The 22,447-nt window shown below is 66.5% G+C and carries 15 protein-coding genes; 8 read left to right on the top strand and 7 right to left on the bottom strand.

Annotated elements, in window-relative coordinates; all coding sequences use genetic code 11:
* Positions 1–24 precede the first annotated feature (24 nt).
* Entirely contained in the window at positions 25–2,427 is a 2,403-nt protein-coding gene (locus VGK32_18235; protein HEY3383707.1) for a beta-L-arabinofuranosidase domain-containing protein, read from the bottom strand.
* 178 nt (positions 2,428–2,605) lie between these two features.
* On the opposite strand from VGK32_18235, the gene VGK32_18230 reads away from it, so the two are divergent.
* Together VGK32_18230 and VGK32_18225 are read left to right on the top strand one after the other, a co-directional pair.
* On the top strand, positions 2,606–5,071 hold the full coding sequence (locus tag VGK32_18230; GenBank protein HEY3383706.1) for a glycoside hydrolase family 127 protein: 2,466 nt from the start codon (positions 2,606–2,608) through the stop codon (positions 5,069–5,071).
* Positions 5,068–6,249: a substrate-binding domain-containing protein gene (locus tag VGK32_18225; GenBank protein ID HEY3383705.1), complete on the top strand. Its 1,182-nt coding sequence runs from the start codon at positions 5,068–5,070 to the stop codon at positions 6,247–6,249. The genes VGK32_18230 and VGK32_18225 overlap by 4 nt, the downstream gene beginning before the upstream one ends.
* Positions 6,250–6,303: 54 nt before the next feature.
* On the opposite strand, the gene VGK32_18220 is transcribed toward VGK32_18225, so the two are convergent.
* The 4 genes from VGK32_18220 to VGK32_18205 form a co-directional block, all read right to left on the bottom strand.
* Positions 6,304–7,056: a hypothetical protein gene (locus VGK32_18220; GenBank protein ID HEY3383704.1), complete on the bottom strand. Its 753-nt coding sequence runs from the start codon at positions 7,054–7,056 to the stop codon at positions 6,304–6,306.
* Positions 7,057–7,066: 10 nt separating this feature from the next.
* Entirely contained in the window at positions 7,067–8,842 is a 1,776-nt protein-coding gene (locus tag VGK32_18215) for a DUF885 family protein (protein HEY3383703.1), read from the bottom strand.
* 114 nt (positions 8,843–8,956) lie between these two features.
* The gene (locus VGK32_18210; protein ID HEY3383702.1) at positions 8,957–11,371 is read right to left on the bottom strand and encodes a hypothetical protein; all 2,415 of its coding nucleotides are present in this window, start codon (positions 11,369–11,371) and stop codon (positions 8,957–8,959) included.
* Between the two features lie 18 nt (positions 11,372–11,389).
* On the bottom strand, positions 11,390–12,310 hold the full coding sequence (locus tag VGK32_18205; GenBank protein HEY3383701.1) for a sulfite exporter TauE/SafE family protein: 921 nt from the start codon (positions 12,308–12,310) through the stop codon (positions 11,390–11,392).
* A gap of 202 nt (positions 12,311–12,512) precedes the next feature.
* On the opposite strand from VGK32_18205, the gene VGK32_18200 reads away from it, so the two are divergent.
* The 6 genes from VGK32_18200 (at position 12,513) to VGK32_18175 (ending at position 19,315) form a co-directional block, all read left to right on the top strand.
* A complete protein-coding gene (locus VGK32_18200) occupies positions 12,513–13,238 on the top strand; it encodes a GntR family transcriptional regulator (GenBank protein HEY3383700.1) in 726 nt (241 codons plus the stop codon).
* Between the two features lie 44 nt (positions 13,239–13,282).
* On the top strand, positions 13,283–14,236 hold the full coding sequence (locus VGK32_18195; GenBank protein ID HEY3383699.1) for a glycyl-radical enzyme activating protein: 954 nt from the start codon (positions 13,283–13,285) through the stop codon (positions 14,234–14,236).
* Positions 14,233–16,590 (top strand): trans-4-hydroxy-L-proline dehydratase, encoded by a 2,358-nt coding sequence (hypD, locus tag VGK32_18190; protein ID HEY3383698.1) that lies wholly within the window; start codon positions 14,233–14,235, stop codon positions 16,588–16,590. The genes VGK32_18195 and hypD overlap by 4 nt, the downstream gene beginning before the upstream one ends.
* A gap of 131 nt (positions 16,591–16,721) precedes the next feature.
* The gene (locus VGK32_18185) at positions 16,722–17,459 is read left to right on the top strand and encodes a GntR family transcriptional regulator (GenBank protein ID HEY3383697.1); all 738 of its coding nucleotides are present in this window, start codon (positions 16,722–16,724) and stop codon (positions 17,457–17,459) included.
* Between the two features lie 8 nt (positions 17,460–17,467).
* Complete coding sequence (locus VGK32_18180) at positions 17,468–18,652, top strand: M24 family metallopeptidase (GenBank protein HEY3383696.1); 1,185 nt, start codon at positions 17,468–17,470, stop codon at positions 18,650–18,652.
* 153 nt (positions 18,653–18,805) lie between these two features.
* Complete coding sequence (locus VGK32_18175) at positions 18,806–19,315, top strand: hypothetical protein (GenBank protein HEY3383695.1); 510 nt, start codon at positions 18,806–18,808, stop codon at positions 19,313–19,315.
* 98 nt (positions 19,316–19,413) lie between these two features.
* Here the strand turns inward: VGK32_18175 and VGK32_18170 are convergent, their stop codons facing one another.
* Together VGK32_18170 and VGK32_18165 are read right to left on the bottom strand one after the other, a co-directional pair.
* Positions 19,414–19,617 (bottom strand): hypothetical protein, encoded by a 204-nt coding sequence (locus tag VGK32_18170; protein ID HEY3383694.1) that lies wholly within the window; start codon positions 19,615–19,617, stop codon positions 19,414–19,416.
* A gap of 277 nt (positions 19,618–19,894) precedes the next feature.
* On the bottom strand, positions 19,895–22,354 hold the full coding sequence (locus VGK32_18165; GenBank protein ID HEY3383693.1) for an ABC transporter permease: 2,460 nt from the start codon (positions 22,352–22,354) through the stop codon (positions 19,895–19,897).
* Between the last annotated feature and the right edge of the window lie 93 nt (positions 22,355–22,447).

Genomic DNA, 22,447 nt, shown 5'->3' with positions numbered 1-22,447 from the left:
GCCGCGGCACGGAGCCGTTCGCGTTCACTTGCCGGCTGACACCACCGCGATCTCGTACACCTGGCCCGTCGCCGCGCCCGGCCGTGGCTGGAACCTGACCGTCACCCGCGTCTTGCCGCGCGTCAGCGTGATCGGCACGGCGTACTCGACGTCGAGGAACTCGGTCGGATGGTATGGCAGCGTCTCCGATGCCACCTTCTCGCCGTCCACGAGGACATCGAACGTTCGCGTACTGCCCTCGCTCCCGCGGTACAGGCAGACCAACTTCAGCGGCTGATCCGGAACGACCTTCAGTTCGTAGCTGAACCAGCCGGTTCCCGTTGCCTCGCGGCCGAAGCGGCCGTCGAAGTCGGATTTCACGGCGCCCTGGTGCTGGAAGTGATGCGTGCTCTCGCTCTCCGGCTTGCCGGTGTCGACGGTGTCGATCGTCCGGGTGCCCAGTTGCGCGCGCCGCGCGTCGGCCGCTGCGCGCTCGGCAGATCGCTTCTCCCACGCCGCAGCGTTCATGACTTCCCAATACACCGTGTAGCGCACGTCGGACGCGCGATAGAAAGGAATCAGCGTCACGTCGGTGGGGCGGCCGATGCCAGACGTGCGGAACGTCAGAGGGTGGTCGGGCACTGGCTTGACTGCGGAGGCCACCGCTGCCACGGTCGTGACGAATGCGGGTACGGCGGGCACCGCCATTCGGCGGACCGGCGGCGCACTGGGTCCGTACCGCACGGCGGGCGTCAGACCGTCCTTGCCGAGGTCTCCGGCCAGGAGGATCGGACCATACAGGACGGCGACGAGGTTCGGATTATCCGGCATTGCCTCGGTGTGCACCGCCATCGGCAGGCGGACCTGCACGGTGTCGCCGCTCTTCCATTCACGATCGACCGAGACGTACGACCCGGGCTGTTCGGAGATCGTCTGCGGCGCGCCGTTCACGGCGAGGGTCATGCCGTTGGTCGCCCACGACGGGAATCGGATCTTCAGCGCCAGGCGTATCGGTCTGTCGGCTGTGAACGACAGTCTCGTCGAGTCATCCTCCGGGAACTTCGTGTCCTGGCGCACGCGCAGCCCCTTGGCGCGCCAGTTCAGCTCCGACGCGAGGAACAGGTTCACGAAGAGGGACTTGTCATCGTGGAAGTAGATGGTGTCCGGGTACTTCCCGTGGTTCTCCATGCCCGTGCCGACGCAGCACCAAAACGAGGCGTCCGGCGTGGAGTACGACCTGAATCCGCCCGGCAGCAGCGGACAGTAGTAGATCATCATGCCCGTGGCCGGATCCTGCGACGCCAGGATGTGATTGAACAGTCCCCGCTCGTAGAAATCCATCAACCGCGCCGACGGCGACCAGGAGAACAGGTGGCGCGTCAGCTTGAGCATGTTGTAGGTGTTGCAGGTCTCGGAACTCGACGCGCCCAGGTGCTCCGAGAAGTTCTCCACAGGGAAGAACAGCTCGTCGTCGCTGTGTCCGCCGTTCGCGTACGACCGGCGGAGCGCGACGCGTTCCCAGAAGAACGTGGCGATCTCCCGGTAGCGCGGCTCGCCGGTCAGCTCGTATTCGCGCGCGGCACCGATGGCCTTGGGGATCTGCGTGTTCGCGTGGAGGCCGTTCAGGGTGTCCTCGTGTCGGGCGAGGGGGTCGATCAGGAACGCGTGGTCGAACAGCCGGGCGACCCGAAGATGCTCCGGGTTGCCGGTCACGGCCGACAGATTTGCGAGCACTTCCGTCATGCCGCCGTGCTCGGTCATCAGCATGGCCTGCTGCTGCTCGCGCGTGAGCCGGTCCATGCGGAACTTCACCCAGTCGGCGCTCTTCGTCACCACCTCGAGCGCCTGTTGGTTGCCGCAGAGCTGATACGTGTCGAGCAGCCCCGCCATGATCTTGTGGAGCGTGTAATACGGCGCCCAGACCTTGCGGCGGCCGTCCACGCGGTCGATGAACGCCTCTGGGAACGCCGAGAGGTAGCCCTTGTTCGCGCCCTTGGCGGCGAGCGCATCCTGTACCTTGGCCAGCTCGGTGACCATGATGTCGCCGCGTGCCTTGAATCGTCCGTCACCCGTGCTCGCGTACATCAGCGCGAGCGCCGACAGGTAGTGACCGACCGAGTGGCCCCGCAGCTCGACATCGGGCGCCTCCCAACCGCCGAGCGGTTGTGCCGTCGACGGAAGGCCGGCGTTCACGCGGAAGTTGTGGAGCAGTCGGTCGGGGTCGAGATCGAGCAGATACCTCTGGTCGCGGAGCATCGCCTCGCGGAAGGGACCATCGAGAAGGCGGACGTCCTGGAGCGGAAATGGTTCCGCCCGGTAGGCGACGATGTCCGCCCTGGATCCGCGAGCCTGCGTGGATCCGGACATCGACAGCGCCACAACGAGTACTGCAGCCGCGGTCACGGTGGTGAACAGAATGGACGAGTGGCTGGAGCGCCAGAGGGTCACGGCTGTCTCCTTGGACAGAAGCCAGGAACCAGAAGCCAGGAGTCGGAATTCAGCAGTCAGGCGCCCGGAGCCGGGGGGTCGACGTACGTGAACGTTCACGTATAATACACATCCGCGGTCGGCAGGACAACGGAAGGGCGCTCGGCCCAAGACGCTCGGCCAGATGGAAGGTGGACCCATGACTCCTCGACTGCGAACACCGATCGCGGCGGCACTCGCGGCGGCGGTGATCGGATGCTGGGTGGCGTCGAGACCCCTGCTCGGCGTGGCTCAGACTCAGCCAGCGCCCGCCCACGACTACCCCGTGCAGCCGGTGCCCTTCACTGCCGTTCACCTGACCGACGAATTCTGGACTCCGCGAATCGAGACCAACCGCCAGGTGAGCGTCCCGTTCGCGTTTCAGCAGTGCGAATTGTCGGGCCGTGTGGACAACTTCGAGCGCGCAGCCAAGGCCCTGCGCGGCGAGGAACTGATCGACCGCAAGCCGCCCGGCTATCCGTTCGACGACACCGACCTCTACAAGGTCATCGAAGGCGCGTCGTACACGCTCAGCGTGCATCCGGACCCGAAACTGGATGCCTACGTGGACGCACTCATCGTGAAGATCGGTGCGGCGCAGGAGAGGGACGGGTACCTCTACACCACGCGCACGATCGATCCCGCGCACCCGCATCCGTGGGCCGGCGCCAACAGGTGGCAGCTCGAGAAGGTGAACAGCCACGAACTCTACAACCTCGGGCATCTCTACGAAGCAGCGGTCGCGCACTACCAGGCGACCGGCAAGCGTACGCTGCTCGACATCGCACTGAAGACGGCCGACCTGCTGGTCGGCACCTTCGGCCCCGGCAAGCGGTCGATCTGGCCGGGCCACCAAATCACCGAGATGGGACTGGTGAAGCTGTACCGGGTGACAGGCGACGAGCGGTACCTCCGCCTCGCGAGATTCCTGCTCGATGAGCGGGGCCCGGACGGCGATAAGGGCGGCGGCCGCACCTACAACCAGTCGCAGACGAAGATCGTCGAGCAGACCGAGGCGGTCGGCCACGCGGTGCGAGCGACCTACATGTACTCAGGAATCGCCGACGTGGCCGCGCTCACCGGCGACGCCGCCTACCTGAAGACGGTCGATACGATCTGGAACAACCTGGTCGCCAGGAAGCTCTATATCACCGGCGGCATCGGTGCGACCGGCAGAGGCGAGGCGTTCGGCGCCGACTACGAGATGCCGAACATGACGGCCTACAACGAGACATGCGCGGCGATCGGCAACGATTTCTGGAACCACCGGCTGTTCCTGCTGCACGCCGACGCGAAGTACATCGACGTCATGGAGCGCACGCTCTACAACGGCCTCATCTCGGGCGTCTCGCTCGACGGCAAATCGTTCTTCTACCCGAACCCGCTCGAATCCGCGGGACAGCACGGCCGCAGCCCGTGGTTCGGCGTCGCCTGCTGCCCCGGCAACATGACCCGCTTCATGGCGTCCGTTCCAGGGTACGTCTACGCGCGGCGCGGCTCGACGATCTTCGTCAACCTCTTCGCGGCCGGATCCGCCGACATTGCCCTGGAGAACGGTCCGACCGTGACCGTGCGCCAGGAGACGCGGTACCCGTGGGACGGCACCGTCCGGATGGTCGTCAGGCCCGACCGCGAGGCCGCGTTCGCCGTCAAGGTCAGGATCCCCGGCTGGGCCCGGAACGAACCGGTGCCGACCGATCTCTATCGCTTCCTCGATCGCCTGGACGAACCGGCTGCGCTGAAGGTCAACGGCCGGCCGGTGCCCATCGTGCTCGAGGACGGATACGCGACAGTCGAACGCCGCTGGCGTCCTGGCGACATGCTCGACCTCTCGTTGCCCATGCCGATCCGCCGCGTGGTTGCTCACGAGAAAGTCGAGGCCGATCGCAACCGCGTGGCGCTCCAGCGAGGCCCCGTGGTCTACGCGGCCGAATGGCCGGACAGCCCCGACGGACATGTCCGTAACCTGGTGCTGCCCGACGCGGCGACGCTCCGCGCGGAGTTCCGACCGCAACTCCTGAACGGCGTCATGGTCATCGCGGGCAGGGCGGTCGGCCTCTCCAAGGATGCGCAAGGCAAGGTCGTCAGCGCCGATCGCCCGTTCACCGCCATCCCGTATTACGCCTGGGCGAATCGCGGGCGGGGCGAGATGATGGTCTGGATTCCGCGGGTCGAATCGGTGGCCCGGCCCACGCCGTGGCCAACGCCCGCGACGACGAGCACCGTGACGACGTCAGGGAAATCCAGGAAGAACGCGCGGATGATCAACGACGGCGAGGAGCCCGCCTCGTCGAACGATCCGGCTTCGTACTTCGACTGGTGGCCGACAAAGGGGGCGACCGAGTGGGTCGAGTACGCGTTCCCGAAGACCGCCACGGTCTCCGAGGCCGACGTCTACTGGTTCGATGACACGGGTGCGGGCGGCGTGCGGGTGCCTGCGTCGTGGCGGCTCCTGTATCGCGACGGCGACCAGTGGCGGCCGGTTGAGGCGCTCGACCCGTATGGCCTCGCAAAGGACCGGTACAATAAGATCCGCTTCAAGCCGGTCACCTCGTCCGGGCTGCGCCTGGAGCTCACGATGCAACCGGACTGGTCGGCGGGCATCCAGGAGTGGAAGGTGCGATGAAGCGACAGGCTCCCGCGGCGCCCGGTAAACAGGGTACGCCCGTCGGCATCAAGGACATCGCCCGGAGGCTCGGCATCTCGATCGGAACGGTCGATCGCGCGCTCCACGACAAGCGCGGGATCAGCGTGGCGACCAGGGCTCGCGTGCTCGCGATGGCCGAGTCGCTCGGCTATCGGCCGAACCTCGCCGCCCGGTTTCTCAAGTCCGGCACCGCCTTTCGCATCTCCGTCCATCTGCCGCGCGAGATCGCGCTCTTCTGGGACTCGCTTCGCGAGGGCATTCGCGAGGCGGCCGCTCCGTTCGCCCCGGCGCTCCAGGTGGAGTTCCGCAGCTACCCTGGGCTCGGCGAGGGTGACATCCCGCTGTTCGAGCAGGCCCTCCAGCGCGGCGTGCACGGATTGATCGTCGCGCCTGGCGATCCGCACGCGCTGGCCCCGTGGATTCACAGGGCCGCTCTCCAGAAGGCAGCCGTCGCGTGCGTCGTCACCGACGCCCCGGAAACGGAGCGTCTGACGTTCGTGTCCGCCGATCCCTTCACGGTGGGAGCGGTCGCAGGCGAACTGATGGCCCGCTTTCTGCCTGGCGGCCGGCACGTGGCGTTCTTCACCGGCTGGCTTGGCACCCAGGATCACGCGGAGAAACTGCGCGGGTTCAACGGGAGCCTCGGCATGCTCGCTGGTCAACTGACCCTCGCGGCCACGGTCGAAGCGCACGATGACGAGAGGGCGGCGTATCGGCAGGCAGTGAGGCTGCTGAAGGCGAACCCCGGGCTCGACGGGATTTACGTGAGCACCGTGAACTCGCTGCCGGTGCTTCGCGCCATCGAGAGCCAGGGACGGCTCGGCCGGATAGCCGTCATCGCGACCGATCTGTTTCCTGCGTTGGTCCCCTGGATTCGCCGTGGCGCTGTCGCTGCCACGGTGTACCAGCGCCCGGTGCGCCAGGGCAGCCTGGCCCTGCACGCGCTCTACAAGTTCCTCGTGGACGGGACCACGCCGCCGGCGCGCATCAAAGTCGTGCCGCACGTCGTCATGCGGAGCAACCTGGATCTCGTGTTGGAGCGGCTGCAGACCGCCGCGGAAAACGACGATTCGGCCGAGGTGCAGACGCCGCCGATCACAGGCCCGCCCGATCGGCACTGTCACTCCGCGCCGCCGCGGCGTGGCAGGCTCGCCTGACGTTCGATACAGAACTCGCGGAGATCGCCGTGTTCCGCCTTCCCGCCTTGCCGCCTACTGTCTCGTATACCCCGCCGGCAGCTCGAATGCGTCGGCGGGGATGGGATCCGCCGAGACCGAGGTGACCTTGAGCGTGATGGTCATGTTGCCCATCTGGCTCATCATGGCCGCCATCTGCCCCGTCCCCTCGATCGTGATCTTCAGCTCCTGCTCGTAGCTGATCCCGTTCTGGCCCAGGAGCTTCTGCGCCTCGGACAACGCCTTGCCCTGAGGTCCCTGACCGAGCCCGGACACCATCATCCCGGCGTCGGCTGCCGCTTTGTAGAACGTCTTCATGTCCGCCACGCCCGGAGCCGACTTGGCCGTCCACGCCGTCCCGCCCATGTTCATCGTGACCGACTCGTTGCCGATGGCGATCGGCAGAGTCATCTCGACGGTGAAGCCGTTGCAGGTTTGGCCCAGGATCGTCCTGGTCTGCCCGTTCGGCTTCACGCTGATCTTCGGCTCACCGAAGGTCATCGGCATCGGCGAGGTCGGTTTCTGCGGGTCGATCGCCTGAATCTGCCTGGCGGTGTGGTTCACCATCCACTGCTGCCTGGCCGCGGCATCGACAATGATGGACATCTCCTGGTTCATCACCTTCGAGTCGGCCCGCATCTTCGTGCCCTTGATCTTCGTGGCCGTCGTGCCGTTGATGGCCATGCCGCCGGCGTTCATGGCCATCGACGAGTTGATGGTGACGTCAGCGAACGCCGCCGGGACCAGCACGAAGAGCGCGACCAGAACGAGACAGGCAGTACGCGTCATGCACTCCTCCTCAGAACTTCCATGAACTCCCAAAGGCCGGCGTCAACGGCTGCCTGGTCAGCAGCGCGCGCAGCATCTCGATCGGCATTTCGTTGGCCTGCAGCACGGCATCGTGAAACTGTCGCCATGTCAGCCTCCCGGACCCGACCAGTTCCTTCGACAGAGCCCGCAGCTGCAACCCACCGATCATGTATGCCGCCTGGTAGAGCGGCGGGTAGCTGCCGTTGAACGAGCGACGCACCTCGGCGGTCGCGTTCGCGCGCTCGTGCCCGACGCGGTCCACCAGGAAGTCGATGCACTCCTGCGGCGTCATCTGGCCGAGATGGAACTTCAAGGAGAAGATGATACGCGCCGCACGGTGCATGCGCCAGAAGAGCATGCCGACGCGGTTCTCGGCCGACTGGGGGAACCCGAGGTCCCATAGCAGCATCTCCCAGTAGAGCGACCACCCCTCGCCGTAGAACGGCGTGCTGAACAGCTGCCGGTGCGGGTTGTAGCGATCGGCCATGAAGCCCTGCAGGTGATGTCCGGGGACGAGCTCGTGGTGCACCGTGGCGCGGGCGAAATGGATGTTGTTCCCGCGCAGGCTCATGAGCTTGTCTTCGTGCTCCATGCCGTCGGTGGGGAACGAAACGGAGATGACCTCGCCACCCGTGAAGAACGGGTTCACCTTCTGGCGGGCCGGCGACATCATCTCGATGCGCCACATGTCGCGGGCGAGCGGCGGGATCGTGACGAGGTCGCGCTTCTCGAGGAACGCGATCGCTTCGAGCGCTTGGTCTCGAATCAGGTCCGATTGCCTGCCGGGCTCGACGTGCAGTGTCTTCACCTTCTCGAGTGCCGCCTTCCAGTCGTCGCCGAAACCCATGTCGCGGGCGGCCTTCTTCATCTCCGCCTCGCACCACGCGAATTCCCGCTCGCCAATCGCCACGAGCTCGTCGGGCGAGTACGGAATCATCTCGAAGGCAAGATCGGCGCGGAGCGCGTCGCGCCCGATCGGATCGCCGACAATCGGGTCGGCCTCGCCGTCCCTGGCGCCCACGACGCTTTCGCGCAGGAACTTCGCATAGGCCTTCAGCGAGTCGTCGGCCTTCTTGAAAGGCTGCGCCGCCCACCACGTGAACAGCGGGTCGTAGCCGTTGTAGTAGGAGAACCACTCGGTCAGCGCTCGTTCGAGCCGGACGGCCATCTGGGCGCTTCGCAAGCCAATCACCCGCGAGGTGCGCACACGTCCCGGGCCGGCGTCGGCACCCAAGCCATCCTCGATCGACTTGCGCGTCCTCGCGATCTCGCCGGCAAGAGCGGCCATCGACGAGGCCGCGGCCTTGGCATCGATGCTCCCCATCCGGCGCCGCGCGTCGTCCAGCCCGATGATGCGGGTGGCGAACGGCAGAAGCGGCGCGGTTTCGGCGAGGAGTTTCTCGTCGCGGGCAAGGCGCGCTTCTTCGCGGCCGATTCGATTCAGGAGCAGCAGGAAATCGACCTTCCCGTCCTGGCTGAGCTTCTCGAACGCCATCTGGCCCAACTGCGTCCGCCAACCGGCCAGGAACGCCTTCAGCCGCACGGCGCGCTCGGGTGAGTAGGGTGTGTCCCAGCTCCGGTTGATCGCCTCGCGGTCGAGGGTGAACCGATCGACGAGGGTCCGGAGTTCGCTCGTCGAGGCTGACGCGAGCGCCCTGCTATCGACGACGTACGATGGGACTGGAGCCTGAGCGAACCCGGGACCAGCCGGCACACTCAGACAGGCAACGACGGCGACGAGGCAAAGAGAGGTTTTCGGGATCATCGTAGTTCCGTCGGCGGGGTGAGGGGTGGGTCGGGGCCCTCTCCGCCCGGCGACGACAAATGCGCGGTGCAGATGTGCCGGCCGGAGCGAAGAATTGGTCCCGACCCCCGATGACTATTTCCTGGCCTGGACCGGCACGGCGTCCAGCACCCACAGGCCCCGGCCGTGGGTGGCGACGACGACGACGCGGTCGCGCGGGTGGATGACGATGTCCTGCACGTACGTGGACGGCAGGTTGGCGCCGAGCACGTTCCACGTGGCGCCGCCGTCGGTCGTCACGAAGACCGCCATGTCCGTACCGACATAGAGGATCTTCGGGTTCGCGGGATCCTCGCGGATCACGTTGACCGGACCGCACGGGATGTTGCCCGCGATGTTCTTGAACGTCTTGCCGAAATCGGTGGACTTGTAGATGTAGGCCGCGAACTCATCGTCACGCTTGCCGTTCTGCGTCACGTAGACCGTGCCCTCGTCGAACGCCGACGGCACGACGCGGGAGATCCACTTCTTCTGCGGCAGGTTCGCCGTCAGCTCCGTCCACACCTTGCCGCCGTCCCGCGTGATGTGCAGCCGCCCATCGTCGGTCCCCGCGTAGAGCAGGCCGAAGCGCTTCGGCGACTCGGCCAGCGCATACAGCGTCTGGTACGGGATGTCCCCGAGCATCGACGGAACGTTGCCGGTGAGGTCAGGACTGATTCGCTCCCAGGCGTCGCCCTTGTGCATCGACCGGTAGACGTACTGCAGGCCGTGGTAGACGACGTTCGGATCGTGCGGTGACACCAGTGTCGGCGCCATCCACTGACCACGAAGGACCTCGCCCTCGCCAGCCTTCGGCATGATGTTGGTTGTCAGGAACGACGAGGGCCGCCATCCCCTCGCGGTCCCGGGCTTCGTGAGGTCGGCGCGGTCGAGATTGCCGTAGAAGCTCGATGCGTACACCGTGTTGTTGTCGCTCGTGTCGATCGCGTGGGTCGTTCCCTCACCGCCCAACGCATCTTCGAACACCTGCACCGGAATTTTGTCGCGGCCCTTGCTCAGGTCGACGATCGCGCGATAGCTGCCGTGGTCCTGCACCGAGCCGTAGACGTGGAAGGGTTCCGCCATGTCGTACGCGACGTTGAAGAACGTCACGACTGGCAGGTTGGTGGTGAACTGCCGCCACGTCTTCCCGAAGTCGTACGACATCACGATGCCGCCGTCGTTGCCGTTGATGATGTTGTCCGAATTTGCCGGGTCAATCCACATCGCGTGGTGGTCGGTGTGCATGCCGCGCAGCACCTTCCACGTCTTCCCGCCGTCGGTGGACTGGTTGATCTGGAGCCCCATGAAATACACGACGTTCTCGTTGTTCGGATCGACACGGACCTGAGAGAACACCCAGCCGTAGGTCGCGGCGGAGCCCTCCATGTAGGCGTTCGACTCGCTCACCTTCTTCCAGGTCTGGCCCTTGTTGTCGGAGCGGTAGATCTCCGCGCCCTTGATCGTGCCCTGCCTCGGGCGTCCATAGGAGTCCATCTCGCCGGGCTTGGCCTGCCGCGCAATCTCGTAATTGTCCACGAAGGCGTACACCACGTTCGGGTTGGAGCGGGCGACGTCGATCCCGATGCGCCCGCGAAATTCGGCGCCCGGCAGGCCTTCGTTGATGGGCGTCCACGTCTTGCCGCCGTCAGTGGTCTTGTGGATGCCGCTCCCCGTATAGCCGGCCTCGTTGCGCGGATCGTTCCACTTCTTCCGGATGCGCTGCCAGGTCGTCGCGTAGAGCGTGTTCGGGTCGGTCGGATCCATTACGAGGTCGTTCGCGGCTGTCCTGGCGTTGACGAACAGGATCTTGTCCCACGTCTTGCCCCCATCAATCGTCTTGTAGACGCCGCGCTCTTCGTTGTCCGTCCACTCGTGGCCGCCGGCCGCGACGTAGACAATTTCCGGGTTCGTCGGGTGGACGACGATGCGCGGAATCGTATGGGTGGGCGCGAGGCCCATGTGCTGCCACGTCTTCCCCGCGTCGGTCGACTTGTAGATCCCGACGCCGGCGTTCGAGCTGCGGAAGATGTTCGCCTCGCCGGTTCCAAACCAGATGATGTTCGGATCCGACGGCGCGACCGTGACGTCGCCGCCCTGTACCGACGGCCCCTGTTCGAAGATCGGCTCGAAGGTCGTTCCTTCGTTCTCGGTCTTCCACAACCCGCCGGAGGCCGACGCCACGTAGATGACGCGGGTCTTGCCCTTGCGATTCGCAACGGCGACGTCCACCACCCTGCCGCTGATGTTCGTCGGGCCGATGAACTGCCACTTCAGATCCCTGAAGGGCGACGTCGCCTTCATGCTCACCACCTGGTCGAAGGCCTTGACGCGAAACTGCGCGTCAGCGACGACGGCTGGAGCGGCGGGTGCGGCGGCGGCCGTCTTCCCAGAAGCCTTGGCCGGCGCTTGCGCCCCCACGGGCATCTGCGCCAGGACGATGAAGCCGAGCACTGACAGGAGCGCCACGACTGCGGGCGCCGCGCGTCGATACGTACGGATCTGGAACATGCAGCAATCTCCGTGTGATTACCGACCGACCTCGATCACTCTGGCCCCGCCCGCTCGCTCGGTCCACGCCGAGCGGAGCATCATGACGGCAGCATACACAACGACGAAGACGACCAGCCAGCGAACGGCTCCGAGCGAGAGGGACTTTACCAGGAACGCGGCCAGGAGCACACCGGGTATGCCCCCGATGGTCAGGCCGAGCGCCGCCCGCAGACTGTACTTGTCGAGGGAGATGAACCGCAGGCTTCCGACGGGCATCAGGAAGGCGCACGATCCCATCATGATCGGGAAGGCCGCGGTGGGGTTCATGCCGAGCAGGCTCACGAGAATCATGCACGGCGCGTAGAGGCCGATTCCGAGCGTCATCAGCGCGCCCAGGACGAAGTTGGCGGTGACGCCGACGGCAAACCGGAGTCCCGACAGGCTCAGCGTCTCGCCGGTGAGGCGCGCGAGCACGCCGAACTGGGTGAGCAGCATCAGCGTGGCCGCCACGAGCAGCGCACAGCCCATCCCGATCTGGATGGCCCGCCGCGGCAGGCGCGCGACGATACCCGCACCGAGCCAGGCGCCCGCGACGGCCGCGCCGATCATGGCAACGAGCGTCGTCATGTCAACCTGGAGGATCGCCACGTAGATCAGCGCCTCGGCAACGACCGGCAGCGTGTGGCCGGCGTTGAGCGTGCCGGGAATCCGCTCGTCCGGCACGAGGCGAAAGAGCTTGAAGGCCGCCGTTGTGGTAGCGAAGTTGCCGATGCCGAGCGTGTCGAAGAAGTCGGTGACAAGGCCGATGGCCAGTTCGATCGGGCCCGGCCAGGGGCGGCACCGAGAGGCGTCGGCCTGTTGGCGGCGCGAGCGGACGAGCATCACGATCCAGGCGGCGACGTAGAGGATCGTGAGCGCGACGAGCACCGCGAGCAACGCAATCGTCCCGTTCATCATGCGGGTCTCCAGCTCGAGGGGGGACTCGGTGGGCGTAGTGTATACCGAATTGTGTGCAGTGCAACGTTCAACTGGTGTACATTGAAACCGTACACGAGCCGACCGCATGTCTCCAGCCGCCAGCAGACCCACCGCAAAGCTCATCAGGCACCCTGGCCGTTCGGCCCGGGCCAGCGGAGAATCTCCGGCGGACCAAGCCCCGGTGGCCGCGGGCCTCCGCGCCCGCGCAAAGGGTGGTTTGCTCCGCATCGACATCACCGTCTCCGCTTACCAGCGGCTGCATGACCTCATCGTGTCCGGCCGCCTGGCGCCCGGCACGCCGCTCGTCGAAACCGATTTGTCCGCGCGTCTCGGCGTGAGCCGCACCCCCGTCCGCGCCGCGCTGCAACGCTTGCTGCAGGAGGGATTCGTGACGGCTCAGCCGGCCGGGCAGATGCTGCGTGCCAGCGTGGCTCCGTTGACGGCGGCCGACATGCGGGAGGTCTTCCTGATTACCGGCGCGCTCGAAGCGGCTGGCGCGCGGCTGGCGGCCGCGCTCGAGGCGCCGCAGCGCGAGGCGCTGGCCGACGAGTTGGCGCGGCTGGCCGACTTGCTGCACCAGGCTGCGGCCGATCGCCCGCCCGACCTGCTTCGCGCCCAGGACCTGCACGCGTGTTTCCACCGCACGTATGCGACGGCGGCGGCGGGCCCGCGGTTGATCGCGGAACTCGAGGTCCTGCAGCCGCAAGCCGAACGGTACGAGCGGGTCTACACGACGGCGATCATCTCGGCCTTTGACGAGGCGGAGCGCGAGCGCGCCGCCATCATCGAAGCCCTGCGCCGCGGCGACGCCGATGCGGTCGAGACGGCGGTCTCGCGCACGTGGCGCGGGGCGGTGGAACGGTACGCACGGGTGGTGACGATTCTCGGCGAACGGGGAAACTGGTAACGGACGAAGCGGCGGGGACTTGGCGAGAGTGATGGGAGCATGCAGTGACGTGCGCGACGTGGTCTGATCCGGCGTTCGTGGGGCGGTCGGTGATCGAGGGGCGAGTGCTCCGGATCGAGCGGTTTGCGATCCACGACGGACCGGGCATCCGGACGACCGTGTTCCTGAAGGGTTGTCCGCTGCGCTGCGCATGGTGCCATAGCCCGGAGAGCCAGCTTTCGTCCCCGGAATTCATGCCCCGCGCCGAGCGGTGCGTCCGCTGCGGCGCGTGCACGGCCGTCTGCCCGCATCACGCGGTTCAGCCGGCCGCCGACGGCGGCATGGTCACACCGGACGCCTGCGATACGTGCGGCGCCTGCGCCGAGGCGTGCCCGACGGGCGCGCGCGAGCTGGTCGGCCGCAGCATGAGCGTGGACGCGCTGATGGCCGAGATCGAGCGCGACCGGATCTTCTACGACGAGTCGGGAGGGGGGGTCACGTTCTCCGGCGGCGAACCGTTGATGCAGCCCGTCTTCACGCTCGAGATGCTCGCGGCGTGTCGCGCGGCGGGCGTCCACGTCGCGGTCGACACGTGCGGCCAGGTGGACCCGGACGTCCTGATGGAGGCCGCGGGCGACGCGGACCTGTTCCTCTTCGATCTCAAGATCATCGACGAGGACCGCCATCGTGCCTTCACCGGCGCCTCCAACTTCCGCATCCTGCAGAACCTCGAACGACTCGCGGCCGTGCACTCGCAGGTGCTGGTCCGCTTCCCGCTCATCCCGGGCGTCAACGACGACGACGAGAACGTTCGCGCGATGGGCGCCTTCCTCGCGTCGCTGCACCTGACGCGCGTGGATGTGCTGCCGTATCACCGCGCCGGCCTCGCCAAGTACGAGCGCCTGCAACGGCCCTATCGCCTGGGCCACGTTCAACCGCCATCCACCGACCAGGTCGCGCGCGCGGTCCGGCTGCTGGAAGGGTGCGGCTTGATCGTCCGACCTGGAGGATCGTCATGACGGAACGGGTGGCACGCCTGCGACAGATCAGCCTGGAGACCAAGCCCACGCTCTCGACGGAGCGTGCGGAATTGATGACCGAGTTCTACCGGAACGCGCCCTCGGTATCGCTGCCAATCCTGCGTGCGCTGTCGTTCCAGCACCTGGCGGCGCACAAGGCGCTGTACATCGAGCCCGGCGAGTTGATTGTCGGCGAGCGCGGACCGGTGCCGAAGGCGACGCCCACGTATCCGGAGCTCTGCTGCCACACGCTCGAGGATCTCGAGATCCTCGATACCCGCGAGAAGATCTCGTTTGCCGTGGCGCCCGAGGCTCGTGAGGCGTACCGTGACCGCGTCATTCCCTTCTGGCGCGAGCGCTCGATGCGCCACCGGATGTTCCTGGAACTGGCCGACGAATGGAAGGCGGCGTACGAGGCCGGCGTGTTCACCGAGTTCATGGAGCAACGGGCGCCCGGCCACACGGTGACGGACGGGAAGATCTACCAGAAGGGCATGATCGACTTTCAGGCGGACATCGATCGCGAGGTGGCCGCGCTCGACGATCTCCACGATCTCGAGGCCTACGACAAGCGGCAGCAGTTGAAGGGCATGCGCCTCGCCGCCGACGCGATGGTCCGCTGGGCCAAGAGGTACTCGGCCGAGGCCCGTCGGCTTGCCGCCGTCGAGGTCGACCCCGTCCGGCGGGTGGAACTCGAACAGATCGCGGCCAATTGCGACTGGGTTCCGGAACGGGCGCCCCGCACCTTCTGGGAAGCCCTGCAGGCGTACTGGTTCGTGCATCTCGGCGTCATCACCGAACTGAACACCTGGGACTCGTTCTGTCCCGGGCGCCTCGATCAGCACCTCTATCCGTTCTACAAACGGGAGGTCCAGGCGGGCACGCTGACACGCGAGCGGGCCAAGGAACTGCTGCAGTGTTTCTGGGTGAAGTTCAACAACCAGCCGGCGCCGCCGAAGGTGGGTGTGACGGCGGCCGAGAGCGGCACGTACACCGACTTCTCCAACATCAACACCGGCGGCCTCAAGGCCGACGGGAGCGACGGCGTCAACGACGTGACGTATCTCGTGCTCGAAGTGATCGACGAGATGCGCCTGCTGCAGCCATCGTCGAACGTGCAGCTCAGCAAGAAGAGCCCGGATCGGTTCCTCAGGAAGGCGTGCGAGATCATCCGCAAGGGCTGGGGCCAGCCGTCGATCTTCAACGCCGACATGGTCGTGGCGGAACTGGTGCGCCAGGGGAAGTCGGTCGAGGACGCGCGCTGCGGCGGCACCAGCGGGTGCGTCGAGGTGGGGGCGTTCGGCAAGGAGAGCTACATCCTCACCGGGTACTTCAACCTGCCGAAGGTCATCGAGGTGACGCTCGACAACGGGTACGACCCGCGGACCGAGCGGCAGATTGGGCCGAAGACGGGCGACCCGGCGACGTTCACGACGTTCGACCAGTTCCTCGACGCCTTCCGGGCGCAACTGAACCACTTCATCGACATCAAGATCCGCGGCAGCCACATCATCGAGCGGATGTACGCGACGATGATGCCGGCTCCGTTTCTCTCGCTGATCACCGACGATTGCATCCGCAACGGCCGCGACTACAACGCCGGCGGGGCGCGGTACAACACGCGCTACATCATGCCGGTCGGCCCTGGCACCGCGGCCGACAGCCTCGCGGCGATCAAGTACCACGTCTTCGATCACAAGGCCGTCACGATGGAGGCGCTCGTTCAGGCGGTGCGCGCGGACTTCATCGGCCACGAGGGGTTGCGTCAACTGCTCGTCAACAAGTCGCCGAAGTACGGCAACGACGACGAGTACGCGGACGCGTTCGTGACGCAGTTGTGCGACTGGCTGTTCACGTCGATCGACGCGCGCCGCGGGCCGACCGGCTCGACCTATCACGTCAACTATCTCTCGACCACCTGCCACGTCTATTTCGGATCGGTGTGCGGCGCCACACCGGATGGGCGGCACGCCTGGGTGCCCGTGTCGGACGGGATCTCGCCGGCGCACGGCGCCGACCGCTGCGGCCCGACGGCGGTCATCAAGTCCGCGTCTCGGATGGACCACGCACGGTCGGGCGGCACGCTCCTCAACCAGAAGTTCACGCCCTCTCTGCTCGACGGCGCGGAGGGCATCGAACAACTCGCTCACCTCGTCCGCGCCTACTTCAAGCTCGACGGCCATCACATCCAGTTCAACGTGGTGACGGCTGACACGCTGCGTGCGGCACAGAAGGAGCCCGAGAAGTATCGCGACCTGATCGTTCGCGTGGCCGGCTACAGCGACTACTTCTGCGACCTCACGAAGGGCCTGCAGGAGGAAATCATCTCGCGGACCGAGCAGAAGGGGTTCTAGATCTCACAAGGATGAAGGCGCTCCACCTTCATCCTTCCTCCTTCCTCCTTCCTCCTTCCTCCTTCATCCTTCCTCCTTCATCCTTCCTCCTTCATCCTTCCTCCTTTATCCCTTATCCTCTCCTAATGCCCATGGCTGGCTCGAAGCGTCCGATATCGGCGGCCACCCGCTCCCGAGTCGGCACGCTCGCCGACGAAGCCTATGCCCACCTTCGTGACCCCATCGTCACGCTTCGCCTCGCACCGGGCGCCCCGCTGACGGAAGTCGAGGTGAGCCGGCGGCTGGGCATGAGCCGCACGCCAGTGCGGGCGGCGCTGCTTCGGCTGCAGCAGGAAGGACTCGTGATCGGCAACGACGCGACGCGACCGGGCCGCGTCATCGTTGCGCCGCTGACCGCCGACGACATGCGCGAACTGTTCCTGATGGTGGGCGCGCTCGACGGCGTGGCTGCCCGCCTCGCCGCGGAACTGCCGGCCGAGCGGCGGGCGGCGATTGTCGTGCAGGGCGGATTGCTGACCGGGCAGTTGCGCGCGCTCGAGGCAACCGAGGTTTCGGATATCCGCGCCGCACAGGAACTGGACCTGCAGTTCCATCGCTGCTACGAGGAGGCCGCGGCCGGCCCGCGCCTGCTGGTCAAGCTCCGCGCGCTCCACGCGCGACGCGAGCGCTACGTCCGCGTGTACACGGAGGCCCTCATCCACACGCAAGGCGTCAGGGAATCACTCGACGAGCACGGGCGGATTCTGGACGCGATCAAGGCCGGCGACGGGGACGCCGCCGAGCAGGCGGCACGGTTCAACTATCGCAACGCGATCGAACGGTACCGCCGGATCGTGGCGGTCCACGGGGAACGGGGAAGCTGGGGATAGGAGCTCACATGTCGCTCATCCGGGAGAAGATCGCTCAAGCGGTGGAGATTCTGCGCGAACTGGAGATGCCGTGCTGGCTGACCTTCGTGCGTGAGACCGGCATGAACGGCGATCCCGTGATGCCGTTCCTGGCGCCCAGCCACCTCACGTGGCACAGCGCCTTCCTCATCATGGCGACGGGCGAGGCGCACGCGATCGTCGGGCAGTACGACAAGCAGACGCTCGAGGACACGGGCGCCTACCGGGTGGTCGAGGCCTACGTCCAGGGCGTGAAGCAGCCGCTGCTCGACTTCCTGCGCGACCGCAACCCGCGGCAGATTGCAGTCAATTTCTCGAAGGACAGCGAGGTCTGCGACGGCCTCACCCACGGCATGTTCCTCACGCTCCAGGACTTCTTCGCGGAGATCGGCTTCCAGGATCGTCTGGTGTCGTCCGAGCGGCTCATCTCCGCGCTCCGGGCCAGGAAGACGGCGACTGAAGTCTCCCGCATGAAGGAAGCCATCCGCCTGACCGAGGAGATCTTCACGAGGGTGGGACAGTTCCTGGCGCCGGGCCGGACCGAGCGTGACGTGGCCGAGTACGTCGCCGGCCTCGTTCGACGAGACGGCCTCGACCTCGCGTGGGAGGCGGGCACGTGTCCAGCCGTCTTCACGGGCCCGGACACGGCCGGGGCGCACTATTCTCCCACCGGCCGGGTGGTCGAGCGTGGCCACCTCGTCAACATGGATTTTGGCATCAAGCACGAGGACTACTGCGCGGACCTGCAGCGGACGTTCTACGTGCTCTCGCAGGGCGAGACCGTGGCGCCGCCGGACGTTCAGCGCGGGTTCGATACGATCGTCAGGTCGATCGAGGAGGCGCGAACGGTCATCAAACCCGGCGTCACCGGCCAGGCCGTGGATGCGGTTGCACGTACTCTCATCACCGGCGCGGGCTACGCCGAGTTCCCGCACGCCCTCGGACATCAGGTCGGACGCTTCGCGCACGACGGCACGGCGATCCTCGGCCCGGCGTGGGAGAAATACGCCGGAAGGCCGTTCGTTCCTATCGAGCGGGGCATGGTCTTCACGATCGAGCCGCGCCTGACCGTACCAGGCTGCGGGATCGCGACGGTCGAAGAAATGGTCGTCGTGACCGAAGTCGGGGCGGAATATCTCTCCGACCCGCAGACCACGTTGCGTCTGGTCCGCTGAAGTTCCTCGGACGACGCTACGGCGCGATGTCGGCATTCCCGCGAGAAACAGAGGGAAAACGAACGTCCCGGTAAGATCGTTTTCGCGGGCACAGTCGTCTCTGCTTTCAGAGGCCGGAATCACCAAGATCCTGGCCTGTTTGCGGAGGCGACCATGCGCCCTGCGTTCTTCGTCGCTCTCCTCGCGCTGCTCGTCGCGACTTCAGTCCAAGCGGCCCACGCCTCGGACGGCGAACCGCACCTGCGCGGACTTTCGCCGGGCGCGCGACGCGTGATCCAGGAGGCCCTCGAGCGGTCGGCCGTCTTCCGCGGGCTGTCACGTCGCCTCGCCAACACCGACGTCGTCGTCTACGTGACCGAGCAGATTCCGACAGGCGTCGCAGTCTCGGACGTTCACGCCAACCTGCGGTATCTCACGAGCACGGGCGGCCTCCGGTTCGTGCTGGTCTGGGTGGATCGCTGGAACGTCACACCGGATACCCGCATCGAGCTGCTGGGACACGAACTGCAGCACGCACTCGAGGTGGCGGCCGCACCTGAGGTGAAAGACGCGGCGAGCCTTGCCGCCTGCTACAGGCGCATCGGATACGAGTCGCAGTCCGGCCGCTTCGAAACGAAAGCGGCGCGAACCGTCTCGCATCGGATTCGTCAGGACCTGGGGTAGCCGCGGGTGGCGTCACTCCGGGAGTGATGACGCTTTCAGCCAGGACGCGATCGGTGTTTGCGGTCCATGCCCGGTGACTCCGGACGATCCGGGCCGGATCACAGGTACCGGACGAGGGCGCGGAACGCGCTGGCAAGCGCGTGGGACAGCAGCGAGAAGACCGAGGACAGGTCGCCCTGGTTGACAGCGGTGGCCACCGTAACGGGGTCGGTCATCATCACCCAGATGGTCGCGATCGCCAGAACCGTGCACATCACGGCAAGGGCGCCGGTTGCTCTGACGGTTGTGGCTGCAAGTGTCATTGGAGGCTCTCCCGCGCCCGTCGGGCTGCCGACGATGGGACATCGCCCAGCATGCGCAAGAGCGATACCACTAATACGCGCGGGCGGAGGGAAAGGTTGCATCGCGATTTTCGCCATGATCTGCGGAGCAGGCCGCGCCGGCCGCCTTCGGCCTGTGCGGCGTCGGGCACCATCCGTCCGATTCCGGACGGTTCGCTCGCCGGCCAGCGGGCCGGTACGACAAGCACCCTGGAGCGCTGCCAGAACCTGCGCGAGTGCCCTGGCTTGCGGGTGAGGTCTACGACGTTCGAAGCGTACTGATTGGGTCCACTTTCGCCGCGGACCGGGCGGGCAAGTAGCAGGCTGCCAGCGCCGCCACCAGGACCGCCAGACAGGTCAGCCCGAACACGAGCGGATCGGCCGGCTGCACCTGATAGAGCACGGAGGTCATCAGCCGCGTGAGCGCAAAGGCCGTGGCCGCGCCGGTGGCCATGCCGACAAGCGCCAGAAGCCCTCCGCGCTTCACGACGAGGCCAATCAGCGCATGGGGAGACGCCCCGATGGCCATTCGGATGCCGAATTCCGGCATCTGCTGGCTGACTGCATATGCGACCAGTCCGTAGACGCCGACCAGCGCCAGCAGTGCCGCGAGGCCGGCGAACACCGAAATCAGCACCGACAACAACCGCGGACGCGACAATGAGGTTCGCACCACCTCTTCCATTGTCTGCAACTTCGAGATCGGCTGCGTGGCGTCGACCTCAGCCAGTTCGCGGCGGATGGATGCGGTCAGCGTGGTTGGGTCTGCAGTGGCCGAGCGCAGTACGAACGTCATCTGCGGCGACGGCCCCTGGCTGAGCGGGCCTGAGATTTCGTAGCGGGGCGTGTCGGCGGCGCTGTACGTCCGCACGTCGCCCACGACGCCGACGACCTCGTACCAATCAGGCGAGCCAACGCTGAGCCGCTTGCCGATGGGATTCTCGCCGGGCCAGCAGCGACGCGCCAGCGACTCATTCACGATCACAACCTGCTTGCTCCTGGCATCGTCCCGGGGCGTGAAGAACCGGCCCCGGATCAGGGGGATACCCATCGTCTGGTAGTACGCGCCATCCACGACGCGGGTCTCGGCAAGCGGCGCCTGGTTCGCCTTCCACAGCGTCTTGCCCTCGACATGGAACTCGGCGTTGTTGCCGAACGCCCGCAGCGGCAGGAGCGTGATGGCGCCGGCGGACTGCACCCCCGGTATCGCCCGCAGATGCTCGAGCGCTGCGGCGAAGTAGATCCGCACGCGGTCGTCGGTGTCGTAGCGGGCCTTCGGGAGTGCGACGTCGAACGCCAGCACGCGCTCGACCACGACGCCCAGGCCCTGGTGCTGGAGATTGATCAGGCTCTTCACCGTCAGGCCGGCGCCGACGAGCAGCGTGACCGAGAGAGCGATCTCGGCGACAACCAGCGCGGCACCCGCACGACGGGATACCAGATTGCCCGTGCTGCGCCCTGTCTCTTCCTTCAGGGCGTCGGCCGGCCCACCGCGGGCGTGGAGCACGGGCGCGAGGCCGAACAGGATCCCGGTGGCAATGGCCACACCCAGCGTGAACAGCAGCACGCTGCCATCGATCGCAATTGACGCCATCCTCGGGACGACCGGCGGCGCGGTGGCCACGAACAGGCGCACGCCGCCCCAGGCCAGGGCGAGGCCGACGGTGGCGCCCGCGAGCGACAGCATCACGCTTTCGGTCAGCAACTGGCGGACCAGGCGGCCCTTGGTCATGCCGAGCGCGGTTCGAACGGCGACCTCGCGCCGCCGGGCCGCGGCGCGGGCCAGCAACAGGTTGGCCACGTTCGCGCAGGCGATCAACAGGACGAATGCCACGCTGCCGAAGAGCACCAGCAGCGGGGTGGCAGCGTCACCAACCACCTGATCGCGCAGCGGACGGACGTCGATTCCGTGGTTCGTGCCGTGCTCGCGCGCCAACCGGTGGCCAAGCGCGATCATTTCGCGTTTGGCGCGTTCCACCGTCACCCCCGTCTTCAGGCGTCCCCAGGTCGCGAGGAAGTGAGTCCCACGCTGCCGTTCGTCGAGCTGGCGAGCGAGCGGGACGAAGGCATCCGCCATCCGGTGGGTGAAGCCCTGGGGCATCACGCCCACCACGGTCCGTGGCACCTCGTCCAGGACGAGCGTCTGGCCGATGATTCGCGCGTCCTTGCCGAATCGGCGCTCCCAGAATCCGTAGCTGAGCACCGTGACCTTGGGTCCTCCCGGTCGGTCTTCATCCTCCGAGAACGCGCGGCCGAGCACGGGGTTGATGCCGTAGACCCTGAACAAGGAAGCTGTCGCATTCGCGATCGGCACGCGCTCCGGGTCGCCCCGGCCAGTCAGCACGGCGCTGCCACCCGAGGACCCGCCAATGACCTGGAAGACGCGATTCTGTTCTCGCCAGTCCACGTATTTCGGGTAGGAAGCAGGGCAGGAGTCACAGTCGGGCTGCGTGTCGTAAATGGTGACCAGCCGGTCGGGCTCAGGATACGGCAGCGGCTTCAGCAGCACGCTGTAGACGACGCTGAAGACGGCGGTGTTCGCGCCGATACCCAAGCCCAGCGCGAGGATCGTCATGGCGAGGAAGCCAGGCGTTTTCCTGAAAAGCCGGAGGCCAAACCGCACGTCCTGCCAGAATCCGTCCATGTGTTCCCCCTGGTTTCCGCCCGGGACGCGCTGGCCGTCCCTCCCTCGGCACGTTGGACGGAGAATTGTCGGCATCGGTTTGCCTTCCTCCTTCCTCCTTCATCCTTCCCCCTTCATCCTTCCTCCTTCATCCTTCCTCCTTTCTCTCGTATCCTTGTCCCTATGCGT

The organism is Vicinamibacterales bacterium, from assembly GCA_036504215.1.
Lineage (GTDB): Bacteria > Acidobacteriota > Vicinamibacteria > Vicinamibacterales > Fen-181 > FEN-299.
Note: the sequence above shows the minus strand (reverse complement) of the source record. Positions and strands in the feature narration are given on the sequence as shown.

Excerpts from the sequence above, each read along its gene's own strand:
- VGK32_18220 (HEY3383704.1), bottom strand. The coding sequence starts at position 7,056 with ATGACGCGTACTGCCTGTCTCGTTCTGGTCGCGCTCTTCGTGCTGGTC.
- VGK32_18175 (HEY3383695.1), top strand. The coding sequence starts at position 18,806 with ATGCGCCCTGCGTTCTTCGTCGCTCTCCTCGCGCTGCTCGTCGCGACT.
- VGK32_18185 (HEY3383697.1), top strand. The coding sequence starts at position 16,722 with ATGGCTGGCTCGAAGCGTCCGATATCGGCGGCCACCCGCTCCCGAGTC.
- VGK32_18210 (HEY3383702.1), bottom strand. The coding sequence starts at position 11,371 with ATGTTCCAGATCCGTACGTATCGACGCGCGGCGCCCGCAGTCGTGGCG.
- VGK32_18180 (HEY3383696.1), top strand. The coding sequence starts at position 17,468 with ATGTCGCTCATCCGGGAGAAGATCGCTCAAGCGGTGGAGATTCTGCGC.
- VGK32_18230 (HEY3383706.1), top strand. The coding sequence starts at position 2,606 with ATGACTCCTCGACTGCGAACACCGATCGCGGCGGCACTCGCGGCGGCG.
- VGK32_18215 (HEY3383703.1), bottom strand. The coding sequence starts at position 8,842 with ATGATCCCGAAAACCTCTCTTTGCCTCGTCGCCGTCGTTGCCTGTCTG.
- VGK32_18225 (HEY3383705.1), top strand. The coding sequence starts at position 5,068 with ATGAAGCGACAGGCTCCCGCGGCGCCCGGTAAACAGGGTACGCCCGTC.
- hypD (HEY3383698.1), top strand. The coding sequence starts at position 14,233 with ATGACGGAACGGGTGGCACGCCTGCGACAGATCAGCCTGGAGACCAAG.
- VGK32_18205 (HEY3383701.1), bottom strand. The coding sequence starts at position 12,310 with ATGATGAACGGGACGATTGCGTTGCTCGCGGTGCTCGTCGCGCTCACG.
- VGK32_18165 (HEY3383693.1), bottom strand. The coding sequence starts at position 22,354 with ATGCCGACAATTCTCCGTCCAACGTGCCGAGGGAGGGACGGCCAGCGC.
- VGK32_18170 (HEY3383694.1), bottom strand. The coding sequence starts at position 19,617 with ATGACACTTGCAGCCACAACCGTCAGAGCAACCGGCGCCCTTGCCGTG.